General features: G+C 71.5%; 17 protein-coding genes and 1 pseudogene. 13 read left to right on the top strand and 5 right to left on the bottom strand.

Going from position 1 to position 25,697, the window contains the following annotated elements; all coding sequences use genetic code 11:
* Positions 1 to 589 precede the first annotated feature (589 nt).
* Positions 590 to 727, bottom strand: a complete 138-nt coding sequence (locus tag V2J85_RS05905; RefSeq protein WP_261957942.1) for a hypothetical protein — start codon at positions 725 to 727, stop codon at positions 590 to 592.
* Between the two features lie 278 nt (positions 728 to 1,005).
* Between V2J85_RS05905 and V2J85_RS05900 the strand changes: the two genes are divergently transcribed.
* Positions 1,006 to 1,581 carry a hypothetical protein gene (locus V2J85_RS05900; protein ID WP_330820823.1) on the top strand — a complete coding sequence of 192 codons (576 nt, stop codon included), beginning with the start codon at positions 1,006 to 1,008 and terminating at the stop codon, positions 1,579 to 1,581.
* Positions 1,582 to 1,758: 177 nt separating this feature from the next.
* Here V2J85_RS05900 and V2J85_RS05895 read toward each other — a convergent pair whose 3' ends face one another.
* Complete coding sequence (locus tag V2J85_RS05895) at positions 1,759 to 2,490, bottom strand: SDR family oxidoreductase (RefSeq protein ID WP_261957944.1); 732 nt, start codon at positions 2,488 to 2,490, stop codon at positions 1,759 to 1,761.
* Positions 2,491 to 2,719: 229 nt separating this feature from the next.
* Here V2J85_RS05895 and V2J85_RS05890 point away from each other — a divergent pair, with 229 nt between their 5' ends.
* The 3 genes from V2J85_RS05890 (at position 2,720) to V2J85_RS05880 (ending at position 5,673) form a co-directional block, all read left to right on the top strand.
* Positions 2,720 to 3,397, top strand: a complete 678-nt coding sequence (locus V2J85_RS05890) for a LysE family translocator (RefSeq protein WP_261957945.1) — start codon at positions 2,720 to 2,722, stop codon at positions 3,395 to 3,397.
* A gap of 80 nt (positions 3,398 to 3,477) precedes the next feature.
* Complete coding sequence (locus V2J85_RS05885; protein WP_261957946.1) at positions 3,478 to 4,155, top strand: HAD family hydrolase; 678 nt, start codon at positions 3,478 to 3,480, stop codon at positions 4,153 to 4,155.
* Between the two features lie 153 nt (positions 4,156 to 4,308).
* Positions 4,309 to 5,673, top strand: a complete 1,365-nt coding sequence (locus V2J85_RS05880) for an alkaline phosphatase (protein ID WP_261957947.1) — start codon at positions 4,309 to 4,311, stop codon at positions 5,671 to 5,673.
* Positions 5,674 to 5,925: 252 nt separating this feature from the next.
* Here the strand turns inward: V2J85_RS05880 and V2J85_RS05870 are convergent, their stop codons facing one another.
* The gene (locus V2J85_RS05870; protein WP_261957948.1) at positions 5,926 to 6,390 is read right to left on the bottom strand and encodes a MarR family winged helix-turn-helix transcriptional regulator; all 465 of its coding nucleotides are present in this window, start codon (positions 6,388 to 6,390) and stop codon (positions 5,926 to 5,928) included.
* Between the two features lie 98 nt (positions 6,391 to 6,488).
* Between V2J85_RS05870 and V2J85_RS05865 the strand changes: the two genes are divergently transcribed.
* Positions 6,489 to 7,361, top strand: coding sequence for an SDR family NAD(P)-dependent oxidoreductase (locus V2J85_RS05865; RefSeq protein ID WP_330820822.1), 873 nt, complete (start codon positions 6,489 to 6,491; stop codon positions 7,359 to 7,361).
* 114 nt (positions 7,362 to 7,475) lie between these two features.
* On the opposite strand, the gene V2J85_RS05860 is transcribed toward V2J85_RS05865, so the two are convergent.
* Positions 7,476 to 8,465, bottom strand: a complete 990-nt coding sequence (locus V2J85_RS05860; protein ID WP_330820821.1) for a hypothetical protein — start codon at positions 8,463 to 8,465, stop codon at positions 7,476 to 7,478.
* A complete protein-coding gene (locus V2J85_RS05855) occupies positions 8,462 to 9,088 on the bottom strand; it encodes a PadR family transcriptional regulator (RefSeq protein ID WP_261957951.1) in 627 nt (208 codons plus the stop codon). Before V2J85_RS05855 ends, V2J85_RS05860 begins: the two co-directional genes overlap by 4 nt.
* A 159-nt stretch (positions 9,089 to 9,247) precedes the next feature.
* On the opposite strand from V2J85_RS05855, the pseudogene V2J85_RS05850 reads away from it, so the two are divergent.
* The 8 genes and pseudogenes from V2J85_RS05850 to V2J85_RS05815 all read left to right on the top strand — a co-directional run.
* Positions 9,248 to 9,634: pseudogene (locus V2J85_RS05850) on the top strand (carboxylesterase family protein); the annotation flags it as partial.
* 364 nt (positions 9,635 to 9,998) lie between these two features.
* The gene (locus tag V2J85_RS05845; protein WP_330820820.1) at positions 9,999 to 11,510 is read left to right on the top strand and encodes a serine/threonine-protein kinase; all 1,512 of its coding nucleotides are present in this window, start codon (positions 9,999 to 10,001) and stop codon (positions 11,508 to 11,510) included.
* A gap of 372 nt (positions 11,511 to 11,882) precedes the next feature.
* The gene (locus V2J85_RS05840) at positions 11,883 to 12,500 is read left to right on the top strand and encodes a response regulator transcription factor (RefSeq protein WP_261957953.1); all 618 of its coding nucleotides are present in this window, start codon (positions 11,883 to 11,885) and stop codon (positions 12,498 to 12,500) included.
* Between the two features lie 2 nt (positions 12,501 to 12,502).
* Positions 12,503 to 16,495 (top strand): type VII secretion protein EccCa, encoded by a 3,993-nt coding sequence (gene eccCa / locus V2J85_RS05835; RefSeq protein WP_330820819.1) that lies wholly within the window; start codon positions 12,503 to 12,505, stop codon positions 16,493 to 16,495.
* 67 nt (positions 16,496 to 16,562) lie between these two features.
* Positions 16,563 to 17,960, top strand: a complete 1,398-nt coding sequence (gene eccD / locus V2J85_RS05830; RefSeq protein ID WP_330820818.1) for a type VII secretion integral membrane protein EccD — start codon at positions 16,563 to 16,565, stop codon at positions 17,958 to 17,960.
* Between the two features lie 10 nt (positions 17,961 to 17,970).
* Complete coding sequence (gene eccB / locus V2J85_RS05825) at positions 17,971 to 19,296, top strand: type VII secretion protein EccB (protein WP_330820817.1); 1,326 nt, start codon at positions 17,971 to 17,973, stop codon at positions 19,294 to 19,296.
* Between the two features lies 1 nt (position 19,297).
* Positions 19,298 to 22,360 (top strand): hypothetical protein, encoded by a 3,063-nt coding sequence (locus V2J85_RS05820; protein WP_330820816.1) that lies wholly within the window; start codon positions 19,298 to 19,300, stop codon positions 22,358 to 22,360.
* Positions 22,357 to 25,614 carry a right-handed parallel beta-helix repeat-containing protein gene (locus V2J85_RS05815; RefSeq protein ID WP_330820815.1) on the top strand — a complete coding sequence of 1,086 codons (3,258 nt, stop codon included), beginning with the start codon at positions 22,357 to 22,359 and terminating at the stop codon, positions 25,612 to 25,614. The genes V2J85_RS05820 and V2J85_RS05815 overlap by 4 nt, the downstream gene beginning before the upstream one ends.
* Positions 25,615 to 25,697 lie beyond the last annotated feature (83 nt).

Genomic DNA, 25,697 nt, shown 5'->3' with positions numbered 1-25,697 from the left:
TGGCACCTGTCCGACGACCTTGTCTGAACAAGTTGGGCCTCAGTAGGCCTAACTATGGTGTCCTACGGGTAAACATTGGTAAAACTAATGACTCCGATTCCCTCACAATCGCAGCTCGGAGGGGTCACTGCGGCAGCTCGCCCAGACTGGCCGCTCTACACACTTTGCGCACAATTGCGGGCGAGAGGGAGCGCGGCGGCACGGCCTGCGCAAGGTCGCCGCGTAGTCCTTGCCCGCCACTGGACCGACCTGGCCGCGATCGACGACGTCGATGACTGGTTGCCCTCGTCGGTGCGGCTCGGGTGGTGATCCCGAGATCCTGGACCAGCCGTACTGAGCCACCTGTCGTCACATATGGGGCGCGGCCTGATCGCGATCCGGGGCGATTGCGGCCATAACGGCCTGCCATTGTGAGCGGCGGCGGCCGCGACGTCTCCGCGGAACCGGGCGTCGTGATAGGCCCTGACGGTACGCCGGGTCGGTGAATCGGTGGCCGGTGAATCGGTGGCCGGTGAATCGGTGGTCGCGGAATCGGCGGTCATGGCGTCCTCGGGAGCCGTCGGTGCGGGAAAGGGATCGATCGGCCGGTTCAAGCAGAGGCCGGCTGGTCGGGCCGCCCCGTGCGGAGGTAGTGCTCGATCCGTTGCTGGTTCTCGACCAGGCGCAGGCACATATGCCGGAATTGGGCCAGTTCGGCCGGGGTGAATCCCCGGAAGACCGCAGACATGGCGCGTTGTGTCGGCTGGCGGAAGGACTCCATCCAGTCGCGTCCGGCCGGTGTGATCCGCACTCGGACCGACCGGCGGTCGTGCCGGTCCTGGACCCGCTGAACGAATGGTCGCGCTCCAGGGTGTCGACCAGGCCGGTGACGTTGCGGGAGCTCACCCCGCCGGCGCGCGCCAGTTCGCCGATGCTCAAGCCGACAGGAGCACTCCTGTTGGCTGCCCCGGGCGGCAGGCGCTTCTGTAGGCTCCCTTGTACCGGGGGGAGCTCATGCGCTTTGTCATGACCGACAACTATGCCGCGATCGTCATGTCCGTCGACGCGGGGCTGCTGGTGGTGGGTGCGGTGCAGTCCCACGGCACCATCAACACCATCAGAGAACGCATCAGAGCGGTGAATCAGCGCCATGCGGCAGCGATGAGAGTGATCGCCGATCGGCTTCGTGCGGGTGAAGAGCCGACGGACGCCGAACTGCAACGGGCCCATGGTTTGGCCCGAAAGGCCACCGGAGACCTGCGGCGGCGGTTCGAGAGGCCGGCAACCGTGGGCCTGATGTGGGTCATCATGTCGTTCTGGCTCGTGGTCTCCGTGATGGCGACACTCTGGTGGTCGGCAACGGAAGGACATGGCCAAGCCTCATGGCTGGCCGAGGGCACGTTGGCGGCTACGGCCCTCGCCACCCTCGTCCTGCTGGCAGAGACTGTCCTCCGGTTCTGGTGGGCGGGTGAAGCGGCGACGGATGAATGGGAACAGGAACAACTCCAACGCCAGGTCGCCGCAGTCGAGATGAACGACGACGAGGTGTCCCAGCGGGTGAGGCAACGGCTCGAGGGGTTCGCCCGGGGCGGCCAAGGCTGAGGCTGCCGAGGCCGCTCAGTCACAGGCTGTTCAGCCGCAGAGGCCGGCCTCGGTCACGTACTGGTCCGCGATCTGCCCACGCCAGGTGACGCATGCGCAGCGCGTGGGGATGTACACCGGCCCGGCGTAGGACGTGTAGGCGCCCGGCGGAACGAGGGCGGAACGGGAAGGGCCCTTTCAGGACAGCCAATCGGTGTAGTGGGTGGGGGCGATGCGGGCGTCGTTCGGGGCGGTGAGGACGTCGCCGTGGGCGGCGGCGAACATGCCGGCGCTGTTGTCGGTGACGACGGAGCGCCCGTCGCCCTTGGCGGTCAGGGTGAGTCGGCCGAGTTCGTCGAGGGGGTAGACATCGGGACCTGCGATGTTGAGCACGCCGTTCAGCGGGCTGCCTGCGGCGACTTCGGCGACGATGGCGGACACGTCCGCAGCGGCGATCGGCTGGACGGGTGTGCGTGGGAGGCGGACGGTGTCGCCATCGGTGGTCATGGCCAGGGTCGCGTCCATGAACTCCATGAACTGCGTGGCGCGGACGATGGAGTACGGGATCGGTCCGGCCTTGAGGATGTTTTCCTGAAGCGTCTTCGCCCGGTAGTAGTCCAGATCGGGGACTTGGTCCACGCCGACGATCGAGAGGATGACGAAGTGTCTGACCCGGCCCTTCTCGCTCGCGGCGAGAAGGTTGTCCATCGATGTCTGGAAGAAGGCGAGCGAGGCGTCGTCGAAGGTCGGGGAATTCGTCAGGTTGATGACGACGTCGGCGCCCTCCACGGCCGCATCCAGCCCCTGACCAGTGATGATGTCCACGCCTGTGGTCAGGGCGTGCGGTACGGCCTGATGCCCGGCCGCGTTGAGGTTCTCCACCACCCGTGACCCGATCAGCCCGGTTCCGCCGACGACTGCGCACTTCATGGCCCAACCTTCTTTCCGTGGAATTGCCCGATATGCGTTGCATGCGGCCTTAGCTGCATTTCGTCCATACTCGCACTGGGGCGCCGTTGCCGCGGTGATCACGGCACGCTCGCCCTCGCTCGCGTCGTCTACTCCTGGTGGGCCGAGCCGAAGTCGAATTCTGCGATTCCTGCCCGATATCGGGCAGAAATATGGACGTTGCGTGGTTCCCGGCCTAGGGTGATCGCTCATGATCACCCTGGAAGCAATGGGGACTTTCGCCGTGATAGTGGGAGTTCTGACCCTCACTCCTGGACTGGACACCGCACTCATCCTGCGCACCGCGGCATTCGGGCACCGTCGTCGTGCCTGGGGCGTGGTCCTCGGCATCCAAAGCGGCACGTTGGTCTGGGGCGTGCTCACCTCGCTCGGTGTGACCGCGCTGCTGACGGCGTCTCACCTCGCGTACACCACTCTTCGTTGGATGGGAGCCGCGTACCTGGTGTGGATGGGCGCCAAGATGCTGTGGGCCACCTGGCGCCGCTCGGCGAGGGAGAGTCCACAGACAGCGGAGAGCGGGAGCGAGGGCGGGACCGGGGGTGGGCCCAGGGCCAGGACCGGCGCCGGCGACACCCTGCTCGGTGGCTGGCGGCAAGGGATGCTGACCAATCTCCTCAACCCGAAGATGGGCGCCTTCTACGTTGCGGTGCTCCCGCAGTTCATCCCCGCCGGCGCCTCGTACCTCGCTGCAGGCGTGCTGCTGGCCGGGATCCACATCGTCCTGGCCGTTGGGTGGGCCTGCGCGCTGATCGCCCTCGCGCACGTGCTCCGCGACCGCCTGCAACGGCCTTCGGTCCGCCGCTCCCTCGACCGTCTCACCGGTACGGTGATCGCCGCCTTCGGCATCCGGCTCGCGCTCGGGCAGTGAGGCGCAGGGCGATGTAACGGCAAGGCACCGACGGCCGCGGAGCGGCAACCCGCGTATCACCCGAGTGAAAGGACCCCCGCATGTGCTCGCTCCCCAACAGTGTCGAGGCCGTGGTCTTTGACTGCGACGGCTTGCTGGTCGACACCGAAGCCTGCTGGACCGTTGCGGAAACGGCCATCTTCGCGGCGCACGGTCATCCCTTCGGTCCCGAGCAGAAGGCCCTGGTCATCGGCCGCACCGTAGAGGCCGCCGGAGAGGCCATGGCCCACTACTTCGGGCACCCCGGGGCCGGCGCCGAACTCGCCGCCGACCTCCTCGAACGAGTCCGCAAGGAGCTTTCCGGTGGTGCCGAGGCCCTCCCGGGGGCGGCAGAACTGGTACGCGCCTGCCGGGCGGCGGTCCCCATTGCCGTGGCCAGCAACAGCCCCCGGGAACTGCTGGACGCGGCACTGCGGTCGGCCGGCCTCGCCGACCACTTCGCCCACTCGTTCGCTGCCGACGAGGTACGTTCCCCCAAGCCCGCACCCGAGCTCTACCTCACGGCGTGCCAGGCACTCGGGGTGTCCCCGAGGTGTTCCGTCGCCTTCGAGGACTCGGCCACCGGCATCGCCGCGGCCCGGGCCGCGGGGCTCCACGTCGGGGTCGTACCGTCCCTTCCAGGAACCGCCCTCGACCACGACTGGCTGGGCACCAGCCTGGCCGAGCCCGCATTGCAGGAGTGGGCCAGGAACCTGGGGCACGGTCACACGGTCTGCTGACCCACCCCTTTGCGGTCTGCGGCCTCCGGCTCCGTCATGCTCCGGCAACCGCACCAGCCGCGGAACGTCACCTTCGATTCACCCTCGACTGGTGGTCTGGCCCGGCCCGTTGACACCGCATCCGCTTGTCGGACGCCTCAAGGAGTCGTTTTCATGCGCAGACCCAGTCGCCGTCACCTCACCATAGCCACCGCCCTGGCCGCCGCCGGCGCCACCGCCGTGGTCGTGACCACCACGGCCGGTGCCTCCGATTCCAAGGAGCAGGCCGAAAGGGCCATCAAGGGCGGGAAGGCGAAGAACGTCATCCTGCTGATCGGTGACGGCATGGGCGACTCCGAAATCACCCTCGCCCGCGACTACACGGTGGGCGCCAACGGCCGCCTGAACATGGACAAGTTCCCGCTGACCGGCGCCTACACCACGTACGCCGTGCACGAGGACGGCACCCCGGACTACGTCACCGATTCCGCCGCCAGTGGCACCGGCTGGGCGACCGGCGTGAAGACGGTCAACGGCCGCATCTCCAAGACACCCGGCACCGACAAGGCCGTCCCCACCCTGTTGGAACTGGCCCAGAAGAACGGCTACGCCACCGGCAGCGTCACCACTGCCGAACTCACCGACGCCACCCCGGCCGTGCTCGCCGCGCACGTCACCGACCGCTCCTGCCAGGGGCCGGCCGATATGGCCAAGTGCCAGGCCGACACGATCGCCCGGGGCGGCCCGGGCTCGATCGCCGAGCAGTCGGTCAACCACAAGGCCGATGTGCTCCTCGGCGGCGGCAAGCAGCGCTTCGACCAGAAGGTCACCGACGGTGCCTACAAGGGCCTCACCGTCACCGAGCAGGCCGAGAAGCTCGGCTACCAGGTCGTCACCGACAACGCCGGCCTGAAGAAGGTGAAGGCGGGCAAGCCGGTGCTGGGCCTGTTCGCCGCCGGCAACGTTCCCACCGAGTGGACCGGCAAGCCCGCAGCGGTGGGCGGTACGGCCCCGCAGCGGTGTGTGAACTCCAATCCCAACCGCCCGGCCGCCACTCCGAGCCTTGCCGACTCCGCGGTCAAGGCCATCCAGCTCCTGGAGGCCAAGCAGCAGCAGAAGCACTCCAAGCAGGGCTTCTTCTTGCAGATCGAGGGCGCCTCGATCGACAAGCAGGACCACGCCGCCGACCCGTGCGGCCAGATCGGCGAGACCGCTGCGTTCGACCGCGCGGTGAAGGCGGCCCGCGCCTACGCGGCCACGCACCCCGACACTCTCGTCGTGACCACCGCCGACCACGGTCACACCAGCCAGATCGTGCCGCTGGAGGCCAACCCGCCCGGCCTGTCGTCGACCCTGCTCACCAACGAGGGCCAGCAGCTGAAGGTCAACTACTCGACGAACACCCCGGGCCAGTCCCAGGAGCACACCGGCACGCAGGTCCGCATCGCCGCCCAGGGCCCGCAGGCCTACCGCGTCCTCGGTGTCACCAACCAGACCGACCTGTTCACCACCATCCGCGAGGCACTGCGCCTGCGCTGACCGCAGCCACCGAAGAGGGGAGACCGGCAGCCGGTCTCCCCCTTTTCGTACCCCCGGGTGCACGGACGGTCCGGCGGATGGCGTTGCGGAGCCAGTCGTGGGCTCCGTCGGGGGCGTGGCGGGGGTGCCAGGCCATGCCGATGGTCAGTGGCGGCAACGGCCGGGGAATGTCGAGCAGGTGCAGGTCAAGGGTGGTGGCGGCGTCCGATCGCTCCGCGCACTCGCTCCGGCATGCCCTCGTCGCCGGTGTTCTCATTGCGCGTCTTTGTTGGCCTTGAGCTTGTGCCACACGGTGCTGAGGGCGGCGAGATCGGTGTCGTCGAGGAGGTCGGTGAACACGGGGGCCAGACAGGCGCGGCGGGTGGCGTCGGCCTCCTCGAAGAGTTGGTGGCCTTCCGGGGTGAGCGCCACCTCGATCGAGCGGGCGTCGCGTGGGGAGGGGGTCCGGGTGACCAGTCCGCGGCCCTGCAGGGCGTCGACGACCCGGGACACCTGGCTGCGACTGAGCATGGTGCTGTTGCCGAGGACGGAGGCGGGGACCGGATCCGGGCTGGAGGCGAGCCAGAGCATCACCTCGAACCATGAGACCGGAAGGTCGTGCGCCTTGGTGAGGGCGCGGTCGACGCGCTCGGTCAGCACGGTTCCGGCCCAGACCAGGCCGTAGAAGGCGTGGTCGGCCACGGGCATCTCGGCCTGGGTGAGCTTCTTCTTCGCCATGCGCCCAGCCTACTGGTTTGCGTGTGTGCACACATAATGGTTATGGTGTGTGTACACGCACGTAAATTGCTCCGGCCTCCGGAGCCGAAAGGTTTGCCATGTCTTCCCGAATTGCTGCCCAGGCTTCCCCGACCCCCAAGGTCGTCCTGATCACCGGTACCTCCTCCGGCATCGGCCTCGCGGCCGCCGTCGCCGCCGGCCGGGCCGGATGGCGCGTCGTGGCGACGCTGCGTGACCCGGCCCGTGCCGGCGCACTGCGCGCGGCCGCCGCGGAGGCCGGGGTGGAGCTCGACGTCCGGCGGCTCGACGTCGTCGACGAGGCCTCCGTCGCCGCGGCGATCGACGGCGTGATCGCCGACTACGGCAGGCTCGACGCCGTGATCAACAATGCCGGCGCCGGCCACCTCGGCACCCTGGAGAACGAGAGCGTCGCCGACGTGCGCAAGGTGATGGAGGTCAACTTCTTCGGCGTGCTCCACGTCTCCAAGGCGGCCCTGCCCCACCTGCGTGCCGCCGGGGGCCGCCTGATCACCGTCACCAGCGTCGGGGGAGTGGTCGGTCAGCCCTTCAACGAGGCCTACTGTGCGGCCAAGTTCGCGGTGGAGGGCTTCATGGAGAGCCTGGCGCCCGTGGCGGCCCGGCTCGGAGTGCAGGTGTCCGTCGTCGAGCCCGGCGCCGTGGCGACCGAGTTCGTGAACAACCTCGGGGTCGACCTGGAGGCCGAGGTGGCCGCCGCCGGTCCCTACGCGGACACCCTGCAGGCCTACCTGGACCGCACCGTCGCCCAGTTCCTCAGCGGCAACGCGCAGACCCCGGCCGAGGCCGCCGAGGCCGTGATGGAAGCCCTGGAGGCCGACCGGCCCGCGTTCCGCATCCAGACATCCGACTGGGCGCGCGGTTTCACCGGCACCAAGCTCGCCGACCTCGACGGTTCCGCGGTCCTCGGCCTCACCGGTGCATGGGTGGGCTGAGGCACGGAGGTATGCGGCTGCCATGCGCGCGGATCGCTTCACCGGCGCCGAAAACCGGCTCTGCGGGAGGAGGGGTGGGCGGCGGGCAGCCGCCCACCGGGCCGTAGTTCCTTCTCAGGCGCTGAACTGCTCGATGAGCGTTCTCATCGTCTCGAACGCGGGCTTGGGGGTGTAGTCGTCGGTGGTCAGTCCGAACTGGTGGAACAGGCCGGGATGCGCGCTGTCGGCGTCACGCAGCGAGAAGTGCGTGTAGCCGCTCAGGTTCAGTCGCTTCGCCTGCGCGGCGATGATGCGGACGACGGTCTCCACGACGTCGGCCTGACGGTGCGCAGGCCGGTCCGGGCCGGTGGGCCATCCGTGCTCGGTGATGTGCAGCGGAAGATGTCCCAGGCCGGCGGGTGTCAGGACGGAGTCACGGTGATGGCGTAGCAGGCCCTCGACGGCAGGCGCGAGGTCGGAGGGGGCAACGGGCTGGAAGACGTCGGGGAAGAAGTCCAGGCCCACGTAGTCCAGGTCGGCGATGAAGCGTTCCCCGCCGCGGCCGGTCAGGTCGGCGATGAAAGAGGCTGCCGGCCCGAACAGCGGGGTGGTGTTGAACCCGATCCGCAGATGCGTATGGCCCAGTTCGCGGGCCCGTGCCTTGGCGGCGGACACCCCGCGGATGATCGCCTCGTGGACCGCCGGGTAATACCCGTCGAGGACGGGGTTCGTTGTGACGTTGGGTTCTTCCGTCACCTGCAGCGTGCTCGTGACCGCGCCGTACTGCTCGACCAACTCGGCCAGGAAATCGCAGTAGCCGTCGACGTCTGCGGCGGCGGACTGATACTGCGCCACCAGGTCCAGGAGGCGCCCTCGAACGGCGTACCGGGCTGCGGCAGTTGGTGTCGCGGTCGCGTGCGCCGTGCCGAGTCGGGTGGCGTCGTTGAAGCCCACGTAGGCGCGCACGAGGAACGGGCGGTCCGGGGGACCCTGGAGGCGGTCGAGTGCGCTCGTCACACGGGCCGGATCATCGGGCGGTCCGCTGGCCAGGCCCCCGGCGTCATCGCCGGAGATTCCGCCCGGGTAGATCCCGAAGAGTATGCCGTCAGGCGTTCTCTGGGTCACGCGTGGGGTTCCTTTCGGTCCGTGGGGTCAGAGGGTGGGGGAGGGGTCGCTGCCGCGGCCGGCCACGTCAGGCAGCCGGTGCGGATGTCGTCGATGACGGAGTCGATCCAGGCCATCTCCGCGCGAGCGAGTCGCAGCGCGTATTCCGCCTCGATGACGTACAGGCGGGGTACGTCGGCCGCCAGGGCGTCTGCCAGGCGCCTTTCGTCGTCGGCGGTGCGCTCTTGCAGGCGCCGGTTCCGTTCTACGAGAGCCTCTTCCGCACCGGCGGGCCCGAGAGCGCCGAGATAGGCGACAGCGCCCAGGAACTGCGAGAACTCGCGCTGGGGATTGCGGATGTGTGAGTCCAGTCGGCGTACCAGTTCGTCGCGCCCTGCCTGCGTGAGGGCGTACACGGTCCGCTCGGGACGGTTTCCCGAGCGTTGCTGGCCTTGCGAGGTGATCCATCCCGCTTCGGCCAGGGCGGCAACGATGTTGTAGAGCGTGCCGCGTGTGATCACGGCGGCGTGGTTGTCACTGCGTTTCCGCAGCTCGGACAGCATCTGGTGCGGGTGCGAGCTCTGTTCCAGCAGAAGTCCCAGCACTGCGAGCACGGTGGGGTTGTCAAGAGCACGGCGTGGCATAGTCGAACTGTACCAGTCTAAATAGACTAATGGCGTCGTTCGCTCTCGTCGTGCGCCGACGGCCTTGGCTTCGGTTACGCGGTCTCAACTACGTGTCCCCGCAAGGGCGTTACGGGGCCGCCTCGACGTCGGGGAAGCGCGCCGTCCACAGCACCAGAGCTGAGCGCGCCAGTGGGGTACACCGCCGTGCTCGGTATCCCGTACGCGGCCGCGCCTTTCGGCGACCGGCGGTTCCGGGAGCCGCAACCGGCTGAGGCCTGGAGTGGGGTCCGGCACTGCGCGGCCTTCGGTCCCATCGCCCCGCAGTCGGCGGAGTTGCCCGGGGCGCCGGTGTGGCGCCCTGGGGACGAAGACATCCTCACCGTCAATGTGTGGGTGCCGGAGCGGGCGGAGGGCGGCGCGCTGCCGGTGTTGTTCTGGATACACGGCGGTGCCTACACCTTCGGCTCCTCCGCCCAGCCCGACTTCGACGGGACAGCACTGGCCCGCGTCGGGTTGGTCGTGGTCAGCTGCAACTTCCGGGTGGGCTTCGAAGGCTTCGGGCACTACCGGGGAATCGGCTCGCGGGACGTCCTGATCGCCGCGGCCCGGCCGTACTACCTCCTGTCCAGGTACAACCCGGACCTCATGGACCTGCGGATCACCCACGCGAACGCGAGCCCGCGGACACCTGCGGAGCCACAGGTGTCCGCACCCCACATCACGTAACACCTGTCACAGCAGGAACCGACCTCCCCCTCGCTGCGTCTCTGGGGGCGGGGATCGCCACGTCCTCCGCCGTGCGGGCGACGGTGAGCCCTCGGGTGAGCTCTCGGTGGTGAGTGGTGGCAGATCCGCCCGCCTGGGTGTCGAACCGGACAGCTGGGGTGACGCGGCGAATGGAACGGGCCGAAGCTGGCGGAGGCAGGCTGTGACGGACGAGAGCCGGCTCGTTGCTGGGCGCTACCGGCTCACCGAGGAAATCGGCCGCGGCGGCATGGGGACGGTATGGCGCGTACAGGACGAGGTCCTGGGCCGTCAGGTCGCGCTCAAGCGGTTGCACGAGCGGCCGCGGCTGTCCGACGGGGAACTCGCCACGCTCTATGAGCGCATGCGTCGTGAGGCGCGCAGCGCCGCCCGCATCGTGCATCCCAATGTGGTCGTGATCCACGATGTGGTGGATGACGGCGGTCAGCCCTGCATCGTCATGGAGTACGTTCCGGCGGTCACGCTCGGTGATCTCCTGAAGAAGGGTCCTGCCGTCCCGCCGCAGGAGGCGGCCCGTATCGGTCTGGGCATGGTCGCCGCGCTGCGGGCCGCGCACGCCGCCGGGGTGCTGCACCGCGACGTCAAACCAGGCAACGTCATGCTCGGCGCCGATGGGCGGGTGGTGCTCACCGACTTCGGCATCGCGATGACTGCCGACGCCTCGCCCCTGACCAAGACCGGTGAGTTGGTCGGCTCCATCCACTACATGGCACCGGAGCGCATCCGCGGCCGGAAGCCCGGCCCCGCGTCGGACCTGTGGGCGCTGGGCGCGACGCTGTACCAGGCGCTGGAGGGCCGGCCGCCCTTTGACCGGCCCACCGCCATGGAGGTCGCGTACGCCATCGCCGTCGATCCGCTGGAGCCCATGCAACGGGCCGGGGCCCTGCAACCGCTCATCGAAGCACTCCTGGCCAAGGATCCGGACGAGCGTCCCTCGGCGGAGGAGACCGAACGGCTACTCAGGACTGCTCGGACCGGGGGTTCGACCGGGGCGACCGGGGCGACCGGGGCGACGGTACCGGCCGCGTCCCCCACCATGGGCAACGGAACGCGGCAACGCCGCCGCCAGGGCCGCAAGCGCCGGGTTCTCCTCTCCACCACCGTTGCCGCAGCGGCAGCCGCCACGACTGCCTTGGGCGTGGTGTACGTGATGTCGGACCGCGGCACCGGGACGCCCGACCCCGACGCTCACCAGAAGCCCAGTGCCCCTGGACAGCCGTATACGCCACCGCCCTTGCCCGCGGGTTTCCATCGGGTCAATGAGTTGGGCGCTTCCTTCCCCGTGCCGGACGGCTGGAAGGCCGTCAACCGGTCAGGCGAGCTGGTCACGTACGGCGACGCGTCCGGCCGGGTCGGCATCACGGTCAAGATGTTCGAACCCGCGGGCGCGAACCCCATGGAGCACTTCACGAGCATGGAGGCGAGAACGAAGGCCAACTACGCCGTCTACTGGAGGGTGCGCATGGACCAGACCGCCTTCCGCAAGCAGCCGGCCGTGGTGTGGGAGTACACCTTCAAGGGGCGCAAACGCGGGTACCGCGCCATCGAGGAGGGCTTCGGCCGCGAGGGCGGCAGGGAGTACGACATCAGCCTCTCGGCGCCGGAAGCGCAGTGGGACACCTATCGCCACCTGTTCGACGCGTGCCGGGACGGGCTCACGACGACCGGGCAGTGACGGCACGGACATCGGCACGGCCATCGAGGCGGACATCCAGGCCGAGTTGTCCGTGCTGACGGGCGGTGGCCCCCTTCCGGCAGTCTCCAGTTGGCCCGGGAGCCGCGTTCGGGCGGCAAACCCGGGCAACGGCCGCGCCTGGACTGTGCGGACGAGGGAGCGTGAACTCAACAACTCCTTCGGCCAGTTCGGCGCAAACCTTTCGGTGAGCGCCGTCATGTGTGCCGATGGGCAAGGGCTTTAGCGTCTACTCGCGGTCGGACGCCGCGCCCAGTGGTGGAGCGTGGGAACCGTCATATGCCCGTCCAATGGCGCGCGTACGGCCCGTAGTAGACCAAGGCGCCATCAGGAGAAGTGTTGGAGAGCGTTTCTTTGACCATCCTGGCTGCCGACCCCATCAGCGGCGCCGGGGCCGCGGCCCTCTTGCGGCCGTACCCCACCGTCAGCCTGCTTGCCGCGGAGCGCAGTGCCGAGGCCGACGTCCTGCTGGTGCTCGCCGGTGAGATCACCGCGGAGACCCTGGACTCCATCGAGCAGGCAGTCCGGGACGCGGCCAACCCGCGGATGCGCGTGGTGCTGGTCGGGGACGTGGTGCGCAAGCAGCATCTCCTACGCGCCGTCAACTGCGGTCTGATCAGCCTGATCCCGCGCCGCGAGGCCAGCACCGAGCGGCTGCTGCGAGCCGTCATCGGGGCCAGGGACGGGCGCGCCGAACTGCCCACACACGGGGCGGCCTGGCTGCTCGACTGGGCCAGGACGGTCCAGTCGGACGTGCTGACGCCGATCGGGCTGACGACCACCGGCCTGGTGACCCGGGAGGTGGAGGTCATCAAGCTGCTTGCCGACGGCCTGGAGACCGCCGCCATCGCGCAGCGGCTGAACTACTCGGAGCGGACCATCAAGAACATCATCCACGGGGCCATGAGCAGGTTGCAGCTGCGCAACCGGGCCCACGCCGTCGCGTACGCCTTCCGAACGGGCGTGATGTGAGCATGAGTACCGTGATCGTCAAGCGCTCGCCGCGCGCCGACGGCCCCCCGATGCCCTCCGGGCGGGTGGAGCTGGCCGAACCGCCGGTGCTCGGCGAGCCCGCAACCGCCGACCTCGGCTCGGTGCTGCTGTACCTGCCGATGGGCCTGGGGACCACGGCGATGGTGCTGATGTTCTCCACGGGCGGCAGTTCCCCCACGAGCTTTTTGATGTCGGGGGTGATGGGCATCGCCATGGTCAGCATGACCTTCAGTCAGCTCGGCAGGGCAGGCGGGGAGCGCAAGCGTCGGATCCGGGCCGAGCGGCGGGACTACCTGCGGTACCTCGGACAGCTGCGGGCGCAGGCCAGAGCGGCGGCCGAGGAGCAGCGGGCGGCGGTGTGCTGGGACAACCCGCGACCGCGGCAGCTCGCCGCGCTCGCCGCCGGGCCCCGACTGTGGGAACGGCGGCCGGGCCACGAGGACTTCGCCCACGTCCGGACCGGAGTGGGTATGCGGCGGGCCGCGCTGGAGTTCGCCCCGCCGCACACCAGGCCGGTGGAGGATCTGGAGCCGCTCTCGGCCGTGTCGCTGCGGCGGTTCGCGCGCGCCAGCAGGGCCGTACCCGGTGTCCCGGTGACGGTGGCGCTGCGCCGGTTCACCAGCGTGGAGCTGGTGGGGGACCGGGCGGGCGTCCTCGGCCTGGCGCGGGCGGTCGTCGGGCAGCTCGCCACCTTCCACTCGCCCGACGAGCTGCGGATCGCGCTGCTCACCGACGACGCCGGGCGGGCGGAGTGGGACTGGGTGAAGTGGTTGCCCCACAACGCCCACCCGGAGCGGGAGGACGCCACGGGCCCGCTGCGGCTGACGGCCGGGGACCACGACGCGCTGACGGAACTGCTGGGCGCCGAGTTCGCCGACCGGCCCGAGCACGACCAGTCGGCCGTTCCCGGGACGACGGAACCGTTCGTGGTGATCGTCGCCGATGGAGTGGACGACCTTCCTGAACGATGCCGGCTGTTCGACGGCGGGGTGCGCTGTGCGGTGGTGCTCGACGTCACCGGTTCCCTGCGCGGCGGCCCCAAGGTGCTGCGGCTCACCGTGGAGAACGGCAAGGTCACCTTCCCCACCGGCGAGACCACCGCCGACGCGGAGGCGGACCTGCTCACCGGGGCGGCAGCGGAGCGCCTGGCCCGGACACTCGCCCCGCGCCGCACCGGCGGCACCGTTGATCTGCTCGACAAGCCGCTGGAGACCGACTTCGACCTCACCACCCTGCTCGGTATCCGTGACGCGCGCGGCTTTGACGTCGCCTCCCTGTGGCGACCGCGCACCGAGCAGCAGGCCCGTCTCGTCGTTCCCATCGGGGTCACCGAGGACGGCGAGGTCGTCGAGGTGGACCTCAAGGAGTCGGCACAGGGCGGGATGGGCCCGCACGGGCTGCTGATCGGGGCCACCGGGTCGGGCAAGAGCGAGTTGCTGCGGACCCTGGTCGTCGGCCTGGCCGCCACGCACTCCTCCGAGGTGCTCAACCTGGTGCTGGTCGACTTCAAGGGCGGAGCGACCTTCCTGAACATGGACCGGCTGCCGCACACCTCGGCGGTGATCACCAACCTGTCCGACGAACTGCCTCTGGTGGACCGGATGCAGGACTCGCTGACCGGCGAGGTGATCCGGCGTCAGGAACTGTTGCGGGAGAGCGGCTACTCCTCACTGTTCGACTACGAGAAGGCACGCCTCGCCGGTGCCCGGCTCGCGCCGCTTCCGTCGCTGGTGATCGTGGTCGACGAGTTCTCCGAACTGCTCGCGTCCAAGCCGGACTTCGCCGAGCTGTTCGTGATGATCGGGCGAGTGGGCCGCAGCCTCGGCATCCACCTGCTGCTCGCCTCCCAGCGACTGGACGAGGGCCGGATCAACCGGGTGGAAGGACATCTGTCGTACCGGATCGCGCTGCGCACCTTCTCCTCGATGGAGTCCCGGAGCGTGATCGGGTCGTCCAGCGCCTACGAACTGCCCTCGGAGCCCGGACACGGCTATCTGAAGATCGACACCACCAATCTGGTCCGGTTCAAGGCCGCCTATGTCTCCGGGCCGTGCCCGGAGCCGCCGGTGGCATCGACACCGAGCGCGCGGGCGGCCAGGGTCGCCGGCGAGGTCGTGCCGTTCCGGCTGGAGCCGGCGCCCGCCGCCGCTCCGGAACCCGAACCGACGCACCACGCCCCGTCGTTGCCCACGACGCCCGGAGCCGACGCGGAGCAGGAGAGCGGGCCCACCGGGCGCGGCGAGGACGGCGAGAGCCTGCTGGAAGTGATGGTCGACCGGCTCGTCGACGCCGGCCCGCCGGCCCGGCAGGTCTGGCTGCCCCCGCTCGACGAGTCGCCGAGCCTGGACCACCTGCTGCCCGGGATCGTGCCCGACCCGGCCCGTGGCATGGCCGCGGGGGAGTCCGCGCGGCATGGCGCCCTTCGTGTTCCCCTCGGCGTGGTGGACCGGCCGTACGAGCAGTTGCGCGAGCTGCTGGAGGCCGACCTGTCCGGGGCCGACGGTCACGTGGCCGTGGCGGGGGCTCCGCAGATGGGGAAGTCCACGCTGCTGCGCTCACTCATGCTCTCTCTCGCGCTCACGCACACACCCGCCGAGGTGCAGTTCTACTGTCTCGACTTCGGCGGCGGGCTGGCGTCCGTCAGCGGTCTGCCGCACGTCGGTTCGGTCGCCGGCCGGCTGGACCGCGACCGGGTGCTGCGCACCGTGGAGGAGATCTCCCAGTTGCTGGAGGTACGCGAGCGGCAGTTCGCCGACCTCAGTCTGGAGAACATGGCCGGCTACCGGGGGGCGCGCGCCCGGGGAGAGATCGACTCCCCGTACGGCGATGTCTTCCTCGTCGTCGACGGCTGGGCCACGCTACGGCAGGACTTCGAGGACCTGGAGGCGAGGATCGCCGAACTCGCCGCCCGCGGCCTGGCCTTCGGCGTGCACGTGGTGATCTCCGCGGTGCGCTGGTCGGAGATCCGCCCCCGGCTGCGGGACCTGATCGGAACCCGGCTGGAACTGCGGCTCGGCGACCCGATGGAGTCGGAGGTGGGTACCCGGGCCGCCGGCGATGTGCCGCAGCAGCCCGGCCGTGGTCTGACCAGCTCCGGATACCACTTCAGGGCCGCGCTGCCCCGGCTGGACGGCAGTTCGGAGACGGCCGAGCTGGCCACCGCCACCAGGGCGGCCGGCGCGGAGGTCGCGGCCTTCTGGACCGGTGCCGCCGTGCCGGGCGTCCGGCTGCTCCCCACCCACCTCGGGGTGGAACGACTCCCCGCGCCGGAGGACGGCCCGAGAGTCTGCGTGGGCTGGGACGAGCAACGGCTGCTGCCGGTGTGGCACGACTTCTCCCACACCCCGCACCTGATGGTCTTCGGGGACGGCGAGACGGGCAAGTCCAACGCGCTGCGTCTGATGGCCCGGGCCATCACCTCGCACTTCAGCCCGGAACGCGCCCGCATCCTGCTCGCCGACCCCGGTAGGGAGCTCCTGAAGGACGTACCGGAGGCGTACCGCGTGGGGTACGTGGTGGACACCGAAGCGCTGGCCGACGTGGCCGGCAGCGCCGCGGTCTCGATGCAGAAGCGTCTGCCCGGCCCGGAGATCACCCCGGAGCGCCTGCACCAACGCGACTGGTGGGAGGGGCCGGAACTCTTCCTCCTCGTCGACGACTACGACCTGCTCGCCACCGGTGGCGCGGTGGGCGGCCCGCTGGCCCCGCTCGTGCCCTACCTGGCTCAGGGCGTCCACATCGGCCTGCACCTGGTGGTCTCCCGCAGTACCTCCGGGGCGATGCGGGCCATGATGGACCCGCTGCTGCGCCGGATGTGGGAGCTGGGAAGCCCCGCGCTGCTGCTGTCCTACCCCAACGAGGAGGGGAAGTTCCTCGGCGAGGCCAAGCCCCGCACCCTGCCCCCGGGACGCGCCCAGTTGGTGACCCGACGGGGCGTCAAGCTCGTCCAGACCGGGCTGGTCCGTCCGCGGTGACCGGCGCCGCACCATCAGGCCGTACCGCCCCTCCCGCCCCCTCCCGTTCCCGCATCCGAGGAGCTTCATGACCACCGCGAGTACCACCACCGTCGCGGGCCGATCCGACGTCTGCCGGCTGACCGTCGTGGGGCCCGAGCGACGGGCGGACCTCGCCGTTCCGGCCACGGTGACCGTCGGCGACCTGCTCGGGGTGGTGCGCGGCCATGTGTGCGGCGACCCCGGGCGCAACGACGGCGACTGGGTGCTCCAACGGCTGGGCGAACCGCCCCTCGACCCGGACGGCACCCCGGCCACGCTCGACCTGCGGGACGGCGAGGTGCTGTACCTGCGTCCGGTGGACGACTCCCTGGCGGTGCTGCACTTCGACGATGTGGCGGAAGGCGTGGCCGAGGTGGTCGGCACCCCGGCCGTCCGCTGGCGGCCCGCGCTGACGCGCCGGCTCCTGCTCGGCTTGGCCTGCCTGGTTCTCGGGGTGCTGGCGGTCGGGGTCTGGCGGGTCGGACCGGGGCGGGGGATGGCGGTGGCGGCCGCGGTGGTCGCGGTGGCCCTCGGCGCCGCGTGCTTCGTGGCCACCCGGCTGCGTCCCGACCGGGCCATCGGCATGATCACCGGCCTCGTCGGCTGCCTGTTCGCCGCCCTGGCCGGGGCGACCGCCGCGCGCGGCGCCTCCGGCGTGCTCGCCCCGGGCCGGGGTGATATCGCCCTCGCCGGGGTCTGTGTCGCCGTGGCCGCCGCCGGGGCGCTCACGCTGCGCCGGGCGCCGGCCGAGGTGTTCGGCAGCGTGCTCGCGACCTCGGTGGCCGCCCTCACGGGTGTCGGGATCTCCACCGTACTGGGCCTGGACGCCACCCGCTCCATGGGCGTGCTCGCGGTCGGCGCGTTCGTGACCGCCACGCTGGGGATGCGCATCGCCGTCCGGGTGGCCCGGCTGCGGGTGCCTCAACTACCGCGTACCGCGGAGGAGTTGCAGGAAGGCATCGAACCGGAGCCGGCGACCCGGGTGGCCCGGCGGACCAGGATCGCGGATGTCTGCCTGACGTCCCTGGCGGTTTCGGGCGCGGCGGTCTTCGCCGTGGCGCTGTGGCGCTTGAGCCGGGAGCCGGAGTGGATCGGCCCGGTGCTCGCCACCGTGCTGGGCGGCGCAGTATTGCTGCGGACCCGGGTCCTGGTGGGACCGTGGCAACGCATCCCGATGGCGGTCAGCGGTGTGCTCGGCCCGATGCTGGTGCTGCTCTCCCTGGTGGAGTCCGCGCCGCCCGTGGTCGGCGCGGCTCTCCTGCTGGTCCTGTTGGTGGCCGCGGGGCTGCTGCTGATCGCCGCGCGCCGTATGCCCGGCTCACGGCCGCTGCCCGTGTGGGGCCACGCGGGAGACCTGCTGGAGACCTGGACGGCGGTGGCGCTGATCCCGTTGCTGTTGCAGCTGGTGCACGTCTACGCCGCCGTCCGTTCGCTGGTCGGTTGAGGAGCGGGACGTGCAGAGTCGACGCGACCACGTACAGGCGTACCGGTTCTCCATCGGTCGGCTGATATCGGCGGTGGTCACCGGCGATCCGGGAAACGGAGAGTCGCCGACGCGCCGCGCCGACCTCGGAGCCATGATCGGACTGGCGGTCACGGCGCTGCTGATCGGTGGAGCCGCGGTGTACGGGCTGATCAGCCCGGGTGCCAACAAGAGCTGGCGCAAGCCCGGTTCCCTCATCGTCGAGAAGGAGACCGGTACCCGCTACCTCTTCCTCGACGGGGTGCTGCGCCCCACCCGCAACTACGCCTCCGCGCTGCTGGCGACCGGCGCCAACCCGACGGTGCACAGCGTCCCGCGCGACGCACTGCGGGATGTACGGCGCGGCGCCCCGATCGGCATCCCCGACGCGCCCGACTCCGTGCCGGCGCCCTCCGAACTCCTCCACGGAGCGTGGAACCTCTGCCTGGGCGGGCGTGACGAGGAGGCGCAGCAGATCGACCTCGCACCCGGACCCGACACCGCGCTCGGCGGTGACCGGCGGATCCTGCTCGCCGACCCGGACGGCGCGAAGTACGTGCTGTGGAAGGACACCAAGTACCCGGTCGGCGACTTCTCCGCCCTGGTGGCGCTGGGGCTGGGCGACCGCGAGCCGATGAAGGCGCCGGCGGCCTGGCTCGCCGCCCTGCCCACGGGGACGGCGCTGGCTCCGGCCGACATCCCGCGGGCGGGAAAGCCCGGGCCACGGGTGGGCGGTCGGCCCGCCAAGGTCGGCCAGCTGTTCCGGACCGGTCAGGCGGGAGCGAGCCAGAACTTGGTGCTGCGCTCCGACGGCCTGGCCCCCCTCACCCGTACGGAAGCGGCGCTGCTGCAGGCCCGGCCGGGGCACCCGGCCCCGGTCGAGGTGACGACGGCCGACGTGGCCGCGGCCCGCGGCTCCCACGACCGCACCCTGCTCAGTCGCATCCCCGACCTGCTGTCGGTCGCCGAATGGCGCGGAGACCGCGACCGGCTGTGCGTACGGCAGAAGGCCGCGGGCACCAAGGTCGAGGCCACCGTGGTCGTCCGCGACGGTGCCGTTTCGCCCGGCGCCGGGGTACGGGTGCCGCCGGGGCGCGGGATGTTGGTGGCCGAGCTCGCACCCAGGCCGGGCGAGCAGATGCCGCGCCGCTACCTGATCACCGATCAGGGGCGGAAGTACCCACTCTCCGACGACGCGACCGCGAACGCCCTGGGATACGGAAGGGTGGCGCCGTTGCCGGTGCCGAGGAAGGTGTTGGACGCGGTACCGAGCGGCCCGGCCCTGGTGGCTTCGAGCCGCGGCAAGGGAGGGCAGTGACATGCGGATCCCTGTAGAGCGCCTCCGCCCCACGGCACCCGCCGTGGAGTGCCTGACCGTCGGCCACGCCGTGCTGGTGAGGCGGAAGGGGACCGATGAGCGGGGCGGCCGCCGGTCCCGGAGCTGGGCGGAGGGGCTGGCCCTCGACCCCGACCACCGGTTGGTGGCGGTGGATGTGCCCGCCGCGCTTCCCCCCACGGCCTGGCGGCCGGTGGCGAGCAGGCTCAGCCGCGACGACGGTAGCGGCCGCGGTCTGCGTCTGGTGCCCGTCCCCGGCAGTGCCGGGGAGTTGATGCCCGCCGGACAGTGGCTGGCCGACCGGCTCGGCACCGAGGTACTCGTCCCGGCCGGGGAACTGGTGCGGGTCGACGACGGCTCGCTCTTCGTCCGCGGTGACGCGAAAACGGGCTGGATCCGGCTGCGGCCGGACGGGCCGCCGCAGTGGGACTCGCGCCGCGCTCCGAAACCGCAGTGGGAGGACTGGATGGTCAACCAGTCCTGGAGTCCAGGGCCGTCCGGGTTCTGCGAGCCGCTGCCGGGTGGGGCGTGGCTGCGCCCGGCGTCGGACGACCTCTGGCACGAAGTGCACCGGTTCCGGTTGACGAGCGTGGTGCCGTGCGACCGCAAGCGGCTGTGCGTGGTGCTGGGCCACCCTGGCGGTTCCGCCCTGCCGTTGGCGGACGTCGCCCGTTTTTGGCGCGCGGTACCCGAGGAACACCGCGGTGAGGTGCGCTTCGTGGGCTACGGTCCGGTGGCGGCCCCCGAGGAGGAGACGCTGGGACAGGCCCTGTCCGACCTCCTGGGCCGGCCGGTCACCGTCTACTGCGGGTTGCCGGTCGGCGGTCCGGCGGTCACCGGGGAGCCGGACGTGCACGTGGTGTGCCCCGACGGCTCGCCCGGTTGGCGGCCGTTCGCCAGGGAACTCGGCTACCTGCCACGCCGGCAGAGCGGCGGTCAGGTCCTGCCTCCCCGTCCGGTCAGCCATCGGCTGCCGGTCCACGGTCTGCCCGAACTCTCGCCCGGGGTCTACGGTTACGCTCCGGACGCCGTGCTGGAGGTGACCCAGAGCGGGCTGTGGATGCGTCCGCCGACCGAGCCCGCGGACGCGCACGCCGTCCGGGCACTTCCCCTCGACCCGACCGCCGCCAAGATCCTCTACGACACGAGCTCGCAGCAGAGCGCCGAGCGCATGCAGCTTCTCGCCCTGGGGGCGCTGTGGCGTCTCGATCCGGCCACCCGCCAGTCCTCTCAGGTACTGCCGGCTGCCATGGCCACGTCGGGGACGGGCGCGCCCGGTGGCCAGGAGGCGCCGGCCGGGTCGGTGCCTGCCGGGTCGGCACCTGCTGGGTCCGCACCTGCCTGGTCCGCGTCTGCCGCGTCCGCGCCTGCCGGGTCGGCAGCTGCCAGGCTCGCGCCTGGCTGGTCGGTCCCGGTCGGCGGTCCCTCCCTCACCGGCAGTGTCCCCGACGTCGGGACGGGCCCGGCCCCGGAAGCCTCCACGGCGCAACCGAGCGCGCCGGCGGACACCACGGCGCCGGAGCCCGCCACGGTGACGCCGGCGGCCGCGCCCGCCACGGTGACGCTGGAGGTCGCGCCGGCCACGGCTCCCGTGGAGGACGCGCCGGCCACAGTTCCCGAGGCGCCCGCGCCGGCCACAGTTCCCGCGGCGCCCGCGCCGGTCAGGGCTCCCGCGGCGCCCGCGCCGGCCACAGTTACCCCGGCGCCCGTTGCCGCTCCCGTGCCGGAGCCCGTCCCCGTATCGCCCGCCGTGCCGGATCCCGTCCCCGTATCGCCCGCCGAGTCGGTTCCCGCCGTGTCGCCCCCGGCCGCGCCCCCGTCCGCCGGACAATCCTCCGCGGCAGCGGACGTGCCACCGGCGCAGCTTCCCGCGCCCCCGCCGGTCGTCCGCCTGGAGGCGGATCTGCTGCCGGCTCCGGCCGAGGCCGAAGCCGCCTCCGCCGTACCCGCCGCCGTACCTGCCTTCGCCGGTGACGCCCCTCGACCGTCCGGCGGTGCGAAGCCGGTGCCCGACCTGCCGGAGGCACGGGCGTCCGGCGAACCGGCCGCCGAGGGGGTGCCGAAGGAGGCGGCGCCGACCGCACCTGACGACGGGGCAGCGCCGGTCGGCGCGCCAGGGGGACCTGGCCAGGTGGCGGCGTCCGAACCTTCGGACGGTGACCCGCGGGTCCAGCCGACGCCGCGGCCCGAGGCGTGCGCGGTCCCCCCGGCCGGCGGCATCGACCGGGAGCGCGACTGGCTGCGCGGTGCCCTGCGGCAGCAGTACGACGCCGCCGCCAGCTCCCTGGCCCGGCTGCTCTCGCAGTCACCGGGCCTGCGCGGTGACGCCAGGAAGCCCTCCGAGGACACCCTCACGGACCTGGTCGCGGTGCGGCTCTACCTCTCTGCCGAGGGCAGCAAGATCGACGCCGCGGTGCGCCGCGCGACGGTCGGCCCGCATGTGCCGCTGTCCCGCTGTGTGTACGAGGGACTCCGCCGTCTGCCGTCACATCGTGGAGCCGGCGTGCTGCGCACGACCGTCAGCGACGCGCAGTGGCAGTGGTACCGACAACAGCGACTGGTGACGGAGTGGGGCTTCTTCCCGGCCCTGACCGGCACCCCCTGCGAACTGCCCGGCGCCGTCGACTTCCTCGTCTGGTCGCTCACCGCCCGCCGCACCGTCCTGCTGGAACCCGCCGTCGCCGACCGCGTGGTCTTCCTGCCCGGGACCAGCTTCAAGGTGCTGGACGTGCGTCAGGAAGAGCGGCGCGAGGTGCTGCTGCGGGAGCTGTCGCCCTCGGAGATCGCGCCGGACGGCACGGTGGACCTCGCGTCCGGTCCGCTCGACGAGGCAGCGGTCGCCGGACTGGAACGCGCCGCCGAGCACTGGCGGGGCGCGAACCCCCCGGAAGCGCTGCCGGACCACTGGTCGAACAGCTTCGGCAGCCCACCCGGGCTGATCGGCACGGCGCGCGTCGCCACGCAGGGAACCACCCAGGGAACCACCCAGGGAACCACCCAGGGAACCACCCAGGGAAACAGCCAGGTAAAGGGGTCACCGTCGTGACGCGGCAGATTCTGCTGGTCTCCGCCCGGCGCCCGGGCGCTCACCGCTCGATCGCCGAGGCGTTGAGCCAGGCCGGCGACGGCGCCCTGGTATCCGTGGAAGCCGGGCGATATGAGGAGCGGATCCTGCTCACCGGCGCGGTCACCGTGGCCGCCCAGGACGGGCCGGGCAGCGTGGAGATCCACGCGAGCACCGGCAGCGCGCTGGTGGTGGACTCCGCGGAGGTCCGGCTTTCCGGGCTGGTGCTCTCCGGGGCGGACGAGCAGTACCCGGTGGTCGACCTGCGCCGGGGACAGGCCGCCTTCGACGACTGCTCGATCTCCGGCCGGGCCTGGACGGCCCTGCTGGCGCGGGACCAGGGCACGCTGGTGGCGCGTGACTGCACGGTCGACAACCCGCGGGGCGCCGGCATCGTGGTGACCTCGCCGGGTGCGAACACCGTGGAGAACTGCCAGGTGGCCGAGGCGGGTTCGTCCGCGGTGGTCGTTGCGGCACAGGGGCGGCTGACCGTGCGCGGGTGCACGCTGACCGGAAGCGGTGGCAACGCGGTCTGCGTCAACGGGCAGGGTCACGCGACCGTCGAGGACACCACCGTCGCCGACAGCAGGAAACCCGGCCTGGTGGTCGAAGAGGAAGGCAGTGCCGAACTGCGACGGGTCGTGGTGACCGGCAGTGCGGGACCGGATGCCTACCTGACCAGCAGCGCCCCGGTCACCCTCACCGACTGCACCTTCTCCGGCGCGGAGGGCGAGTCGGTGCACATCGCGGCCGGCTCCGCCCCGCTGCTGCGTGGCTGCACCGTCACCGGCGCGGGGCGATGCGGGGTGCGGATCACCGGTGCCGCCAAGCCGCGGCTGGAAGCGTGCGAGATCCGGGACACACCGCTGGGCTTGGTGGTGGACGCGAACAGCGCCCCTACCGCGAGCGACCTCGCGGTCCACGATGCGCAGCAGGTCGGGGTGCTCGTCACCGGTGGTTCCGCCGCCGAGTTCGGCGGGCTCACGGTGGTCGGGGACGCCGGGGGAGTGCGCGTGCTGGGTGCCGCTCGACTCCAACTGCGCGGCGGCGAGATCGAGTTGGCTCGTGGCGACGCCGTCGAGGTGGGCGAGGGCGGCACCGGCCGGTTCGGCGAGTTGACGGTGCGCACGGCGCGGGGCGCGGCGCTCAAGGCCACCGGCGCGGCCGACGTCGTCGCCGAGTCGTCCCTGCTGCACGGCGGCGGGGTGGTGGTCGACACGGACGCGGCGGTCCGCCTGGACGACACCGTGGTCGCCGCATCGGATACGGACGGGATCCGGGTGCTGAACGGGGGCTCGCTCGTCGCCGAGCGCTGCCGGGTGCACGGCGCTCGCGGGCACGGTGTGCGCCTGGACGCCACCGGGCGGGGCGACCTGCGCTCCTGCACGGTGGAGGGCAACGAGGGAGAGGGCATCCGCAGCGACTCCGTCGAGCCGGTGCGGATGCATGACTGCGAGGTCCGGGACAACGGCGGCCCGCGGCCGAACCCGACGCGCGAGGGCCGGTCGGACCCGGCGAACCGCGCCGGGGCACCGCCGGAGGAGAGCGACGGCCCCGGGCGGCCGGATCATGGCGCGCGGCCGGAGCCCTCCGGGCAGGCGGGCAACGGACCGCTGGCCGAACTGGAGGCGCTGGTCGGGCTGGAGAGCGTGAAGCAGGAGGTGACCGGCCTCATCAACCTCAACCGGATGGCCCAGCGGCGCGAGGAGATGGGGCTGCCCATGCCGCCGATGAGCCGCCATCTCGTCTTCGCCGGACCGCCCGGAACCGGCAAGACCACCGTTGCCCGGCTCTACGGAGCGGTACTCGCCGAACTCGGCATCCTCGGTGAGGGCCATCTCGTAGAGGTGTCGCGGGCCGACCTGGTGGCTCAGATCATCGGCGGCACGGCGATCAAGACCACGGAGGTCTGTACCAGAGCGCTCGGCGGCGTGCTCTTCATCGACGAGGCGTACACCCTGACCAACCAAGGCAAGGGCAGTGGCCCGGACTTCGGTCAGGAGGCGGTGGAGACCCTGATGAAGCTGATGGAGGACCACCGCGACGAACTGGTGGTCATCGTCGCGGGCTACTCCGAGCAGATGGAGCAGTTCCTCTCCTCCAACCCGGGGATGGCCTCGCGCTTCTCGCGCACCGTGGAGTTCCCCAACTACAGCCCCGCCGAACTGGTCACCATCACCCGCAACATGTGCGGGCGGCACTACTACGAGCTCGACGACAGCGCGCACGAGGCGCTGGTCCGGTACTTCGAGCAGATCCCCAAGGGCGCGACGTTCGGCAACGGCCGGGTGGCGCGCGGCGTGTTCGAGTCCATGGTGAGCAACCAGGCGTCACGGCTGGCGACGGCGCCGGGCACCGGGGACGCCGAGCTGAGCAGGTTGTCCGCCGCGGACGTGCCCGAGCTGCCCGGCGGTGACGACACGGACCCCCGAGCGCCCGGCCCGGACGGCGCGCGGGGGCGGGGCAGCGCCCGGCTCTCCGCTCTCGTCGGCCTCGCCGAGGTACGGCAGGCGGTGGCCGCCAGGCTGTCCGGCCTGGGGCAGCTGCGGGCCGAACAGCAGCCGGTGGCGCTGACGGCCAACCTGGTCTTCGAAGGGCGCCCGGGCAGCGGACGGCGGTCGGTGGCCCGGCTCTACGCCCGCGCACTGGCGGAGCAGGGGGTGCTCACCACCGGAGTACTCCACCGGGTCCCGCTCTCCGTGTTCCCGGCCCGCTGGCACGGCCAGGCCGAGGCCTTCACCGCGGGCGCCTTCGACGAGGCCGCGGGAGGGGTCCTGCTGTTGGAGGCGGACCGGTCGTTCGCGGACCGACCGGACCAGGAGCGTTCCGCCGTCCTCGACGCCGTGCAGCGCGCGGCCCGCGCCGGCCATGACGTGGCGGTGGTGATCTCCGGTGAGGCGCCGCAGCTCGCCGAGGTCCTGAGGGAGAGCCCCAACCTGGCCGGTTGCTTCGCCGAGTACCTGAGGTTCGCCCTGTACGGGCCCGAGGAGCTCGCGGAGCTGGTCCTGCGCCGGCTTGCCCGCCACGGCAGGGCAGTTGACGACGGGCTGCGGCAGGCGCTCGGCGTCCACTTCGCAGACACCGCGCATCCGGAAGGTGCCTACGGCGCCCACCGGTTCGCCGACCGACTGGCCGCCGGAGCCCCCACGCGAACGATCCGGGTGGCCGATCTGCCGTACGGCGCCGGAGCCGTAGCGGCGGGGCCGGCGGTCGCGAGCGCGGCGGTGCCCGGCTGAGGGCCCTCACCGGCAGTCATCGAGTGCTCGGGTACATCAGGGCACCGTGGGATGACAGCGAGGGCAAGCGCCGGGCCGGACCG

Origin of the sequence: Streptomyces bugieae (genome assembly GCF_036352915.1) — a bacterium.
In the GTDB taxonomy this organism is placed as follows: domain Bacteria; phylum Actinomycetota; class Actinomycetes; order Streptomycetales; family Streptomycetaceae; genus Streptomyces; species Streptomyces endophytica.
Note: the sequence above shows the minus strand (reverse complement) of the source record. Positions and strands in the feature narration are given on the sequence as shown.